Raw genomic sequence first — 12,900 nt, 5'->3', positions numbered from 1 at the left:
CCCAGTTACTTGGCTTTTTCTAACGGTTGGATGACCATTTGAGTCAGCTGTTCAGTGTAAGAATTGATCTTCCAATGCTCAGGGCTCCAACCTTTCACGAAACGTTGGAAATCAGCCCATGCCACGTAAAACATTGGTCGCCATGCGGCTTCAACATCATCGAAAGAAAGGTGTGGCTGATAGTGCGCGAGTGCATCTTTCAAGTGTTGGAAGTAAATATCTAATACCTTTTGCTCGTACTCTTGGCAATCTTGCGGCCTAATTGCGCTGCTCATAAATAGAGCCACATCTTTCATCGCACAGCCGTGACCCACATATTGGAAATCGACGGCAGCGGCGTTTTCGCTCTCTAGATCAAAACAGAAGTTGGCTAGCTTAGCGTCACCATGGACCAAGGTTTGATATGGACACTCTTTTAATAAACGGTCGATGTGCTTAGCTTGATTCTTCAGTGGGACATCAGCCAAAGCATTCAGCTCATCGGGGCGAGTGTCTAGGTGCCAGTATGTACCGACTTGCCACAATGACAACGACTGTTCTTGATTGATATTGATGTGCTTTGCGTGAAAATTAGCGAGCCATTTAAGGCAAGCATCGCGTTGTTTTTGCTCTTCTCGTGTGTAACTAGATGCCTGATAGTCAGAAACAACAGGTACATCAAACTGAGAGGTTAACGGAAAACCTATATCTGCTAGGTCTTGCATCACGATAAGCCACTCATTCTCTTGTAGCTCACAATGCAGTCCAACAGGAACAGGACAACGATCGTCCCATTGTTGAGTGAAGGACTGATACCATGCCGTTTCCACTTGGTAAGAGTGAACTTTGCGTTGATGAGAGAGTTTAGTATTCCAGCCTTTAGGGTGTTCCGCTTTATCTGGCAGCGCGACATGTTTAACGATAACGCTGTTCATCGAAGCGCTATTATCTTTAGCAAAGACCAAGCGAACTAACTCGCCATACCCGCCCCACAGGCGTTGAATCACTTCGACATCAAATCCTTGGTTACAACCCAACGAGATCGCTATTTTTTGATAAAGCTCATTTTGATAAAACTCTTGTTGATAAAGCTCTGGCTGATTTTGACTTGAACTCGCTTCAGCTTGAGCTCGATTATTCGACGGTATTGATTGAGACATATTACTCGTTGTTATGCTTTATCGGATAGAAGATGTGACCACTGTGGCTGCCTATTCATGTAGTGAACCACATAGCTACAAACCGGCACAATTTTGAAGCCCGCTTGTTCAATTTCAGGCAATACCGACTCCATCATCATCTTACCAAAGCCCTTGCCTTGCAGTTCATCAGGAATACGAGTCGACGTGATATGTAGTACATCTCCGTCCTTTTGATACTTAACAACCGCGAACTGGTTGGGTTCTAGCTCAACTGTGATCTGGTTCACTTCTTGATCCCATTTTACTGCCTGCATTCTCAACTCCTGCAAATAATGGATACGACAAACAATAAAAGTTTGAAGTATGAGTTCCTTGTAATAGACTAACGCAAGTGCATATAAATAAAACTAAGTACTTACAAACACAGTAAATAATTCAGTGCAATCGGCTTAATATAAAATCAGCAATGATAGAAGGCACTCTATAAATCTATGTGAGTACGTCCACACAATCTAGCACGTAATAACCCCTTGTTAGCAAGTTACCAATATAACTAACAGACGCATGTTGGCGCATGGAGAACATATAATGAACGCACCCCTGACGAAGCCTTTGGAGCATAATCAGGCACTTCAAGACCCTCGTAATCGCACTGTTTCCACTATCAATAGCACTGATGCGCTGGCCATGATTGAGCACGGCAGTGAACTGACATTAAATGTCTCGACTCCCGTTGGCACGAAGTTTCTCGCCACCACCAAATTTATCGGTACGCACAGTGATAACTGTATTGTGGTTGAGGTTCCCGAGGTATCCAATGAAGATCTGAACTTTTTCTTTCAAGAAGGCTTTTGGATGACCGCTCGTGCGTATTCTCTGCGAGGTGAAGGGGCGCTTATCCACTTTAGAAGCCAAATTCACCATAGGATTGGCGAACCCTTTCCGATTTTAGTGCTCTCTACACCAAGTACCATGCAAGTGACTCAACTGCGTAAAGAGACCCGATATGAAGTGAATCTAGCTTCAAGAATCATCTTCAACGACCAACGAGCAAACTGTGAGATAAGAGACTTATCGAAAAGTGGTTGTCGTTTTGTGACCTCACCGACTTCTCGCGCGATTCAGATTGCCGATCGAGTGTCGATTGAGATTACGCCTGAAAACTACAATGGCCCGCTGATTCCGCCATTGAGGGGCATCATTTGTAATCTGCAAAAATCGACGCACTACGCTCGATACGGTGTCGAATTTGATGATATTGGCCGAGCCAACGCTAAGCACTTGTTGGCAAAATTAAAGTTCGATGGCACCAAGCTCTGCTTACGAAACGGTTAACGCCTTTTAAGACGCTACTTTCTCCGAATACCGTAAGCTAACCAAAAAAAATGGCTCCTAGCGAGCCAAACCTCAACCAATAAAAAAGCCATCGACTCTAAACGATGGCTTTTGCGTTTTGGCTGCTATTTATTTGTTTAGCTATTAAACTTTGTATTTAGCTATTTACGCAGTGCGTTCAGTTTCGCTTGAGCGATACCAAAAATAGTATCAATTGGGTAGCTACCCTCATCACTTGCCTCACCTGCGGCTTTGCCTGTGAACAGCTCAATCGCTTCTGTTACATGGTCAATCGCCCAGATATTAAACTCGCCCTTTTCAACCGCTTTTACGATGTCGCTACGCAGCATCAGGTTGTGAACATTTGAACGCGGGATGATCACTCCTTGTTCGTTTGAACGCCCTTTGATTTCACACACATCAAAGAAACCTTCAATTTTCTCGTTTACACCACCTATGGGTTGAGACTCACCAAACTGGTTCATCGAACCCGTAATCGCAATATCTTGACGGTTTGGTTGCTTAGAAAATGCAGATACCACCGCACAGAACTCGGCCATACTCGCACTGTCACCATCGACGCCACCATACGACTGCTCGAAGGTAATGTTAGTAGTGAGTGGTACTTTGGCCGTTTTACCAAACACAGAAGAAAGGTAAGCCGACAAGATCATCACACCCTTCGAGTGAATACTGCCACCTAGGTCTACGTTTCTTTCAATATCAATCACTTCACCATCACCGTAAGCGGTGGTTGCCGTGATTCGGTTCGGCGCACCAAACATATGATCCGTCGTGCTAAGTACAGAAAGCGCATTCACTTGCCCAACCGCCTGACCATCGACATGAATCAGCGTTGTGCCATTAGTAAAGGTTTCCATCACACTGTCTTGCAGTCGTCCAACACGCATCTGTTGGTTAGATAACGCTTGGTCGACGTGCGTTGCACGAATCAGATTCGATTTTGAGCCTCTCGCAACGTAGTTTGACTCACGAAGCAGATTGGCAATGTGTGCCGAGTGCAGAGACAATTTACCTTGGTCACCCGCCTGACGAGAACTGTGCTCAATGATGCGAGCAATCGCTTTGCGGTCACAATGCAACATGTTGTTGTCATGTACGATGCTCGAAATAAAGCGCGCGTAATGCATTTCAGAATCGGGAGTGCGCTTCATCTCATCTTCAAAATCGGCTGTCACACGGAACAGTTCACCAAACTCCGCATCGTAATGTTGCAGCAGTTGGTAAGTTCGGTAATCACCAAACAGAATGATCTTAACGTCCAATGGAATCGGTTCAGGATCAAGCGATACCGCCCCCGTTAAGGTCACCTCTTTTTCTAATGAAGTGAAACTCAATTGACGTGAACGCAGCGCTCGCTTCAAGCCTTCCCAAACGTACGGCTGCTCAAGCACCTTGACCGCATCCATCAACAATACGCCGCCGTTTGCTCTGTGCAAGCTACCTGCGCGAATCAAGGAGAAATCGGTAAATACGGTACCTTTAAAAGTCGCTGTTTCCACATGGCCAAACAGAGAGTGGTAATTTGGGTTTTCCTCTACCACGATCGGCATCGCCTCCTCCTTCTGGCTAACAATCACATTAACCTTGTAGCGACGCGGCATTTTCTTATCCAAAGAAGCAGTCGCCACTTCGGCTTGCTCGGTGCTCTCTTCTAAGAAGATGTCAGCGTTATCGACAATGTCTTTACGCAGTGCCGTTAGGTACTTCTTGATCTCTGGATATTGACTGTAATCCTGCTTTAACTGCTTGATAAAGTGAGTAATCACATCTCGCGCCGTATCATCATTTAGCTTTTGAATTTTCTCTGTGTACGTCTCTTCAAGTTCCGTCAATTCACGAGAAATGGTTCGCAGCCCGACTTCCAATCCATCAATGGTTTTATCAAATTGATCTTGTTCTTCCGGCGAAAGCAGATCAAAGCTCTCTTCGGTATGAAGATCATCACCATTCATTGCCACAAATTGGTAATCACCCTGAGTGGTGATCGTCAGGTTAATGCCCTTGTCTTTGGCTTCTTGGCTAATGCTTTCTAACGCGGCTTGTTGCTTAGCTGCTAATTGGTTTTTAAGCCTGTCAGCGCGGCTAAAGTACATCTCGTTATCAAACGCTAGAGGCATACCTTTCAGCAATTTACGCATTAGCTTTTCAATATCTTGCTTTAAGCTGCTGCCAACGCCACGAGGCAATTTCAGTACCTTAGGTGTACGAATATCTTCAAAGTTCGCGATATAACACCAATCAAAAAGCTCCTGAACCTCTTGAGGGTGTCGGTTTAGATAGCGCAAGATCATGGTGCGTTTACCCAGACCATTTCGCCCTATCGCATAAATGTTGTAACCCTTTTCCTTGATTGACATCGCGAACTCAACGGCCTTTTGAGCACGTTCTTGCCCGACGATCTCGTCAATTGGAGCCAGTTCTTTGGTCGACTTACATGGTAACTTCTCGAGTTCTGCTACCTGATACAGCTGTTCTGTATTGAGTCTTTGCATCGCCATCGCCGCCTCCTTAGTCCTTCATTACTTAGGTGTAGATAAAATCAGTGTAGATGTAATTTCCTACAAATTTAGTGACTTACGCTACACAGCTGTTCAACTGAACAAATAACACACAATTTAAGCCATTTTTAGGAATAGCCCGTCATTTAATTCATCAACTTAACATGTGAATGATTTTAATTTGCAATTGATAATAAATATCATTAACATTTTCAGATATTATGAATTGAGGATGTGGATATGGAAATTGAACGATGCTGGATGCACTACCTAAAAGCTGAACAGTTAATGGAACAAGGTCACTGGCCTGAAGCACAGCGCCTGTATGGTGATGTTCTAACATCACTTCCTCATCACATACAAGATGCAGCATACCAAAGCGATATCAAGCCTTGCCAATTTGCCTGCCTGCTTGCCGGGTTGAGAGATGCGAGTGTTGCTCAATCTGAGATTCTCAACCGTTTAGGGCAGCACCAACAAGCCTTCGACACCTTGAATCAATCTTATGCACTGATGCAATTTATCTCGCTTGAAAGCACTGATCTGATTCAACGTACCTATGGGCTATTGGAAAAGCAGAGTGAAGACCTGCTCAATCATTTAATTGCTTTTTGCAGTGCACAGCGCAGTTCACATTGGATGCTCGAACTAGAACAAATTCAACGAGCTCATCACCATTTTGGGCAACTAAAAACAACGTCAGAAGTTCAATCTTCACCTAATGTCTTAAATTGATAAGGATATATCATGTCGGACCGGGCCATTCTTAAAGTTAATAACCTCTCCGTAAGTTTCAAAACCAATGATGGAATCATTGATGCGGTCAAAAAGATTAACTTTACCCTTAACTCAAGCGAAACCTTAGCCATTGTTGGTGAATCAGGTTCAGGTAAATCCGTCTCTTCCAACGCGCTGATGCGTTTACTTCCTGATAACGCGATTATTGATCAACAGTCAGACATCGAGTTTGAAGGTCAATCGATTCTTGGTAAGACTGAGCGAGAAATGCAGTCGATTCGTGGCGATAGAATCGGCATGATCTTTCAGGAGCCAATGACATCTTTGAATCCATACCTGCGTGTCGGCACTCAAGTGGCAGAAGCCATTATGTGTCACCGAAAGGTATCGAAATCAAAAGCAAAACAGCGTGTACTAGAGCTGTTCAATCTGGTGCATTTACCTATGCCAGAGCTGGCTTACACCAAGTATCCGCATGAGTTTTCAGGTGGTCAGTTACAGCGCATCATGATCGCAATGGCGCTAATCAATGAACCAGATATTCTGATTGCCGATGAACCCACAACCGCATTGGACGTAACGGTTCAGGCGGAAGTGCTTTCTCTTATCAAAGAGATTCAAGGCAAAATGGGCATGGCGATTTTGTTCATCACCCATGATCTCGGTGTAGTGAAGCACTTTGCCGACCGTGTTCTGGTGATGTGTAAAGGTGAACTGGTTGAAGAAGGGGTGACTCAAGCCTTATTCGAAAACCCAAGACACGACTACACACGCATGCTGATTAACTCCATTCCGAAAGGCGCTAAGGTTCCTGTTGAGGCATCCGCACCTGAACTGCTTTGTGCAGAAAATATTCGCGTGAAGTTCTTGATCAAATCTCACTTTATCCAAAGTAAGAACCAGTACTTCGAAGCAGTTAAAGGCATTTCGTTGAAGCTGAAACAAGGCGAAACCTTAGGCATTGTGGGCGAGTCTGGTTCCGGTAAATCGACCCTTGGACGAGCTTTGATCGGCTTGCTGCCAAGTAGCGGGCGTATTGTCTACAAAGGCCAAGACGTCAGCTTATTGACCGATAAAGAGCGTCACAAGCTTAAGAAAGATGTTCAGATGGTGTTCCAAGACCCTTATGGTTCTTTATCACCACGTATGACGGTTGGGGAAATCATCACCGAAGGCTTAACGGTACATCAACCTCATTTGTCAAAACAAGAACGTTTAGAAAGAGCGCGCAAAGCACTGATTGAGGTTCGCTTGGAGCCAAACTCAATTAACCGCTACCCGCACGAATTCTCAGGTGGACAAAGACAACGTATCGCGATTGCTCGCGCGTTGATTCTTGAACCTTCTTTCATTTTGCTGGATGAACCAACTTCGGCACTCGATCGCTCAGTACAACTGACCGTGATCGACCTACTGAAAGACATTCAAGCTAAGCACAATATCGGCTTCCTATTCATCAGCCACGATCTCTCGGTAGTGAAAGCTCTGTCGGATCGAGTGCTGGTGATGCAGAAGGGCGAAGTGATGGAAGAAGGGGCTGCAGAAGAGATTTTCAATGCGCCGAAAAACGACTACACCAAGAAACTGATCGCAGCGTCATTCGACTTAGAAAATAAATCGAAAAAAAATGCCGCATAGAGGGAACTAATCAACATTAACAGCGTCTTATAAGTACATTCTGAATAATATCGCTACTCAAAATAATTGGAATTGCAGCTAGGCAACAAATAAGTTCAGCCCTATGAGCATAGGGGCTCTATGTGATTTGGGTGAACTTAGGCAGTTAACAACGCTGCGGCTTCAAGTATGAAGAGTAGAATGGGTTTCACTCTAGAATGGATATAGCAAAACTGGTTTGGCCGCCAAAAGAAAAATGTCGCATGGATGCGGCATTTTTCGTTTCTGAAAGGAAATAATTTATCTTTAAATCTCACTCCCTACGATTCAATCACTTCACAATTAACGATACAAAGACTTGGTTGACTCTCTGACGATTAAGTCAATCGGTGGCAGTCGAGCTTCATGTCGCTCGCCAGATAACAAGTTCAAAATCGACTGAGCACACACCTCTCCAATCTCTTCAATCGGCTGTCTCAGCGTCGTCAGGGCTGGCGTGAAATACTTAGACGTTGGCAAGTCATCAAAGCCAATCACAGACACATCTTCTGGAACTTTATAACCGTGATCGTGTAGCGCCTTAATCGCCCCGTAAGCGGTTTGATCATTGGCTGCAAACAGAGCAGAAAAGTGAATCTTCGACTCGATTAATTCCACGGTTTTCTCGTAGCCAGACTCACTACTGAAATCCCCTTGCTTGACGAGTTTTGGCATCACCTTGATGCCCGCCTCTTGCAGCGCTTTTTTATAGCCTTCAAAGCGGTTCCCCGCATCAGGTTGACTTGAAAGCCCTTTAATATGAGCGATATTCACATGCCCTTGTTGCAGTAAGTGCAGGGTCGCCATGTAGCCGCCCAGCACATTATCAATGTTGAGCGTGCGGATATTGTCATCAATAATGTCGTACCCTACCGCCACGACCGGGATGTCTTGTGCATATTTGGCGATATCTTCTTTACTCACGCTTCCGGTCACAATGATCATGCCATCAACATTACTTTTCGCCAGATACTCCAGTGCATGTAATTCCAGTTTTTTCTGCCAATGTCCTGTCGCAATCACCAAAGAGTAACCTTGAGCAATCAAAGTTTTCTCCATGTCGTTGAGGATTCGACTGGTATAAGGGCTGTCAGGGTGTTGCACCAATACGCCTATCGTGAGTGAACGGCGATTGATATTCTCCTGCATCTGAAAATTGGGCTTGTAGCCAGTGTCTTTGATGGCCTGCTCGATGTTCTGGCTTTTATCATCCGACACATAAGTGGTTCGATTAAGAAAACGAGAAACCGTGCTTGGGGAAACACCAGCGAGTCTCGCTACATCGTATACGGTTGTTTTTTTAGTTTTAGTGCGCATCTCGATACCCTAATCCAGTGACATTTGGGGAGCCCGAAAGCTCCCCACCTATTTCAACCTGCATACCACAGCTTTCGTTGAAACTCGTATCATTAAGTTAATACATGTAGGCGAAGATCATCCCCGGTCTGAAATAACGACCTGCGGTGTATTTCAACCCGGTGCTCAGTAGCCATTTGTGAAGAATCATGGCTTGTTCCGCTGAAATTTCGCCTTGCAACATACTAACAAATTTATCACTGTCTTTAGTCAGGTCAGGACTAACTCGACCGTCAGACAGCACACACTTTTGCAATTTAAGTGCAGTAAGCCACTTTTTCGCATCATTTTGTGACAATTTAAAAGACTCTGAAAGATCTTTCTCATCAAATGATACTGAGCAATTGAACCCTTCTGGCGCGGCAAATGGAATTTTTGAATAGTCATACAGCGCGGTATACACGGTGTCCATCAATGTTTCTGCTTGCTGCGATTTGCCCGCTAAACTCAACGCTGTTGCGACACTAAATTGCACACCAATCCACACATCTTGTGCCTGAAAAGCCTCATGTGGTGAACCGTCTGCCAATGTCATATTCGCAACACCCAGCTTAGGGCTGTTGATCTCAAAGTTATGTTTATAAACATAGTCCAATGCGCGTTGAATACGCTCTTGCGGGAAAATGCCCTCTAAGCCAATCAGCTTGAGATAGCTGTCAGCAAGCAGTGCATCACCAAAGCTGTTGTCTGAATCTGGTACTAGTTCTAGATATTCTTGAGTAAAGGCTTGAGGCGCGGTCTCACTCAGTAAGCGTTTCTTAGAGATTCTTTGAGATACCTTATTGATGTTAATGGAGGTATCGGTCTCATTGAGATAGGCATTGAGCGTATTCTTGTCAGCAATCGTATCACCCGTCAAAGTCAGGCCTAAGGTTTCCAGGCTTTGGTAGCCTTCGCCCGTTAGATGCTTGGCTTGAACTGGCGTCACGAAGAAATGGTAGTAGCCTTCTTTCTCATCCCACAAGCTTTGCTCAACTGTTGCTAATGCCTTTTTCGAACGTGTTAGGTAATCCGAACCCAGATCGTTTTCGCCCATCAATTGTGCAAGTTCACTCGCGGCTTGAAGGCCAGCAACCCAAAGGCTCGCGCAGTAAATTGAAATACCATGAGAAGCCAGGTTATCAAAGGTATCGTCTGTGCCTCGGGTTAGCGGTAAATCATCGCCCTCAGCGACCAAGTTCGATAAGAAATCGATGCTCTCAGTCACAGCCTGCCAGCACTCTTTAACTACAGAAATATCTTGCGTGTTTTGATAGTGACGGTACACCATCAGAATGTATTTCGGTGCTAAGTCCTTCCACTCTTTCACGTTGTGCCAGCTGTACGCGTCAGGCTGGATGTCGAACGGGCTACCCAAGTCATGAATAACCGCACCTCGAATAGCACGCACGCCTTGGTACTTCTCATCGATCAATTCAGCATTCGGTGTTGCTTCATATTCCCAGTATCGGCGCTGAGTAAAGTCTTCGGCCAAAATGGCTTTCGAAAACTCTTTCATCACGCAGCCATCAAGCTCCGGCAATAAATAAAGAAGCGAAAATGAGCCGTAGAAATACACATCCAGAGAGTTAAAGAACGGGTAATCAACACACTCCTTCACCAGGAACTTGTCTTCTTTATCCCATACCGTTGATTCGGCTAGGAATGATAGTGAATTCATCGCCATCGTCGCATATCGAAGTGCCGATTCAGGCTGTGAAATTTTGCGTTGAGCTTGCTGTAGGAAGGCCGTTTGTTGTTCGACAATTCGTTGCTCAATCGCTTCTAGCTCTGGCAATACCTCTTCTAACATCGGCAGAGCAGGTTTCGCTTGCGGATAGAATTGCGTGTAGGCCTTCTCTGAACGCCAACCATTAAGCATGACTTTGCTGTGTGCCATCACCTGTGTAAAACGCAGATCAACAGACTCCCCCGGCTCCAACTCAACCTGAACCACAATCAATGCACTCAGAGCTTCACGCCCAGTGTAGATACCTGTTTGGAATTCAGCGTTTGTGCGGCCTGTTCTCAGTGCGAACTCTGTTTGCTCCGCTGCCTTAGAGGTATAAAGTGTTGGCTTCACAGACACCGATATCTTGCCAGATTCGGTCAGGTGGTTATTCGCTTGAACACCAAACACCACTTCACCTTCAATATCACTTTGATACGGGGACTGACTAGTGAGCTGGACACCCGTAAAACCGTGGTTTTCGCCGTTTACGCTAACCGCTTGATGCTGCTGGGCGATTGGATTTTGAGACAAGGTACACGCCGAATCTTGAATGCCATCGCGACCTTTGCGATAAGTTGAGCCAATCAAATTTTGTAGCGGCTGAGCAAGCGTAATCACGCGGGTTTGCGCCGAATGATTGGTTAATTCGAAGTGATTCCAGTGCATCGGTAAAGAGCACAGGCGTTTGTCATTTTTAACGATTGGAGAAACCACTTTACGTTTTATTTTAATGTCATCAAAACTGTTGTATTTATATTCAGCTAATGGATACAAAGCTTGATATTCGATATCCTTACCGTTGACACTATCTATATCACTGCCATTGAGACTATCCATATCATTATTATCACCAGCAGTAAGTGATAATAATTTAACTGTATCATTTATTAATAAACCATTAAAGAAATCTAAGGCTACATATAATTGACAAATAATTGAAGATGAATCTGAGTCAATCAATAATAGAGTCTTATTTGAAAACTCAATGTTCCATTTTGTAAAGTTAGCTTTATTCTCTTGGTAGAAGCCACCATTTTTTAATGCCGAACAAATGTGGTTAATCGCATTCGACATGTCTGTATTGTCAATCTTCTTACCATCGAACAAAGCAGGGTAAAAGTTCAGGTGAACGCCCAGATCTTGCTCATCAATGACTTGCAGCGTGTCGATGGTTGGCACATCCATCACTGAAGCATAAAAATCATTAAAATTAATAACTTGCTCTGAACAATCAACAAATATACCAGGGATAAAGCTAAAGTTTGGCGTGTTGCCATTTGGCGTCAGTGTAAATGTATTACCAATACCACCCACTGCCATGCCGGTATTTTCTGGTGTGGTAGAAATTGGCGTGTACCAAGGTTGAATAAATTCAACTGCATCACCTTTTTTGCAAAGGTGTTTTGAATTTCCTGAATAGCTTGTATATGGAATTTTATTATTCATTTTAAAACCGCCATTGAATATTTTTTTCTTCTTGTTAATATCTTTCAAAAATGGAGACATCAACATGTTTAAAATTATAAATGAAAAATTTGGAAGTATTGACTCTGTCACATTAATAAACCACCAACATGGTATAGAACTTCAAATAATCAATGAATTTGGTGCTATTATTAATAAATATATCGTAAATAACAGTCCGTTCTCTTTTATTTGTGGTTATCAGAATTATGATGAACTGATCAACCAACATCCGTTCTTTTCCCGCAGTGCTAAATTATTCCCTTTTCCAAACCGTTTAAACTTAGGTCGTTACAGTTTCGATAACCAAAACCATCAACTCCCGGCTAACTTTCCTTGGTCTGATCACGCCGTACATGGCCTGCTCTATAACCAACCTTTTTCAATCACAAACAGCGTAGCCAACGAAGAGTTAGCCAGTGTGACAATGCAGTATCAAACGTCTTCTTTGCACCCTGCTTTCCCATTTGCTTTTAACCTTGAAGTCACCTTCACTATCGACATAACAGGCAAGCTCTCTTGCTCAACAACCGCTTCTAATCTTGGTGATTCTGCCTTCCCATTCGGTGATGCTTGGCACCCTTACTTTTCACTGGGTACGGATCTGACAGAATGTGCGCTGTCCATGTCGCAGTGCTCCGAAGTCATACACGTGAACGACCTACCTAATGGTGAAAAACAGGTTTTTGACCGTTTGTCTTTGGGCGACTCCCTGACGAATCAAAGTCTAAATCATTGCTTTGAATTTGATTCGAAGACAACCAACCAACTGACTTTGACGCGCTCAGATTCATCAGCTGCGATTCACTATCAACAAGATGCAAGCTACCCATTCGTTCAGCTGTACACGCCGGCTAGCGAGCAAAGCATTGCAATAGAACCAATGACTTGCCCTGCAGATGCATTCAATAACCAAATTGGCTTACTGACGCTTAGCCCGAACCAGTCTCAAACCTTCAATTGGCAATGCCAGGCCAGCTATCAACCAAAATAAAAC

At 44.2% G+C, this 12,900-nt stretch carries 9 protein-coding genes; 4 read left to right on the top strand and 5 right to left on the bottom strand.

Going from position 1 to position 12,900, the window contains the following annotated elements:
• Positions 1-5: 5 nt before the first annotated feature.
• Both CWO27_RS04550 and CWO27_RS04545 read right to left on the bottom strand, forming a co-directional pair.
• Complete coding sequence (locus CWO27_RS04550; protein ID WP_107898619.1) at positions 6-1,139, bottom strand: phosphotransferase; 1,134 nt, start codon at positions 1,137-1,139, stop codon at positions 6-8.
• Positions 1,140-1,150: 11 nt separating this feature from the next.
• The gene (locus tag CWO27_RS04545; RefSeq protein WP_048658906.1) at positions 1,151-1,435 is read right to left on the bottom strand and encodes a GNAT family N-acetyltransferase; all 285 of its coding nucleotides are present in this window, start codon (positions 1,433-1,435) and stop codon (positions 1,151-1,153) included.
• A gap of 274 nt (positions 1,436-1,709) precedes the next feature.
• Between CWO27_RS04545 and CWO27_RS04540 the strand changes: the two genes are divergently transcribed.
• Positions 1,710-2,456, top strand: coding sequence for a flagellar brake protein (locus tag CWO27_RS04540; RefSeq protein WP_048658905.1), 747 nt, complete (start codon positions 1,710-1,712; stop codon positions 2,454-2,456).
• A gap of 161 nt (positions 2,457-2,617) precedes the next feature.
• Here the strand turns inward: CWO27_RS04540 and CWO27_RS04535 are convergent, their stop codons facing one another.
• Positions 2,618-4,978, bottom strand: coding sequence for a Lon protease family protein (locus CWO27_RS04535; RefSeq protein ID WP_102433284.1), 2,361 nt, complete (start codon positions 4,976-4,978; stop codon positions 2,618-2,620).
• A gap of 240 nt (positions 4,979-5,218) precedes the next feature.
• On the opposite strand from CWO27_RS04535, the gene CWO27_RS04530 reads away from it, so the two are divergent.
• Both CWO27_RS04530 and CWO27_RS04525 read left to right on the top strand, forming a co-directional pair.
• The gene (locus CWO27_RS04530; protein ID WP_048663875.1) at positions 5,219-5,713 is read left to right on the top strand and encodes a hypothetical protein; all 495 of its coding nucleotides are present in this window, start codon (positions 5,219-5,221) and stop codon (positions 5,711-5,713) included.
• Between the two features lie 12 nt (positions 5,714-5,725).
• Positions 5,726-7,354, top strand: a complete 1,629-nt coding sequence (locus tag CWO27_RS04525) for an ABC transporter ATP-binding protein (RefSeq protein WP_102433285.1) — start codon at positions 5,726-5,728, stop codon at positions 7,352-7,354.
• Between the two features lie 321 nt (positions 7,355-7,675).
• On the opposite strand, the gene CWO27_RS04520 is transcribed toward CWO27_RS04525, so the two are convergent.
• Complete coding sequence (locus CWO27_RS04520; RefSeq protein WP_107898618.1) at positions 7,676-8,689, bottom strand: LacI family DNA-binding transcriptional regulator; 1,014 nt, start codon at positions 8,687-8,689, stop codon at positions 7,676-7,678.
• Positions 8,690-8,786: 97 nt separating this feature from the next.
• Positions 8,787-11,885, bottom strand: a complete 3,099-nt coding sequence (locus tag CWO27_RS04515; protein WP_107898617.1) for a GH116 family glycosyl hydrolase — start codon at positions 11,883-11,885, stop codon at positions 8,787-8,789.
• A 64-nt stretch (positions 11,886-11,949) separates the two neighbouring features.
• On the opposite strand from CWO27_RS04515, the gene CWO27_RS04510 reads away from it, so the two are divergent.
• Positions 11,950-12,897, top strand: a complete 948-nt coding sequence (locus tag CWO27_RS04510) for an aldose 1-epimerase (RefSeq protein ID WP_102460939.1) — start codon at positions 11,950-11,952, stop codon at positions 12,895-12,897.
• Positions 12,898-12,900: the final 3 nt, after the last annotated feature.

It is taken from the genome of Vibrio sp. 10N.286.51.C3, from assembly GCF_003050065.1.
In the GTDB taxonomy this organism is placed as follows: Bacteria; Pseudomonadota; Gammaproteobacteria; order Enterobacterales; family Vibrionaceae; genus Vibrio; species Vibrio crassostreae.
Note: the sequence above shows the minus strand (reverse complement) of the source record. Positions and strands in the feature narration are given on the sequence as shown.

Bases quoted from the DNA above. Each gene is read 5' to 3' on its own strand.
- CWO27_RS04550 (WP_107898619.1), bottom strand. From the start codon at position 1,139: ATGTCTCAATCAATACCGTCGAATAATCGAGCTCAAGCTGAAGCGAGT.
- CWO27_RS04545 (WP_048658906.1), bottom strand. From the start codon at position 1,435: ATGCAGGCAGTAAAATGGGATCAAGAAGTGAACCAGATCACAGTTGAG.
- CWO27_RS04540 (WP_048658905.1), top strand. From the start codon at position 1,710: ATGAACGCACCCCTGACGAAGCCTTTGGAGCATAATCAGGCACTTCAA.
- CWO27_RS04535 (WP_102433284.1), bottom strand. From the start codon at position 4,978: ATGGCGATGCAAAGACTCAATACAGAACAGCTGTATCAGGTAGCAGAA.
- CWO27_RS04530 (WP_048663875.1), top strand. From the start codon at position 5,219: ATGGAAATTGAACGATGCTGGATGCACTACCTAAAAGCTGAACAGTTA.
- CWO27_RS04525 (WP_102433285.1), top strand. From the start codon at position 5,726: ATGTCGGACCGGGCCATTCTTAAAGTTAATAACCTCTCCGTAAGTTTC.
- CWO27_RS04520 (WP_107898618.1), bottom strand. From the start codon at position 8,689: ATGCGCACTAAAACTAAAAAAACAACCGTATACGATGTAGCGAGACTC.
- CWO27_RS04515 (WP_107898617.1), bottom strand. From the start codon at position 11,885: ATGAATAATAAAATTCCATATACAAGCTATTCAGGAAATTCAAAACAC.
- CWO27_RS04510 (WP_102460939.1), top strand. From the start codon at position 11,950: ATGTTTAAAATTATAAATGAAAAATTTGGAAGTATTGACTCTGTCACA.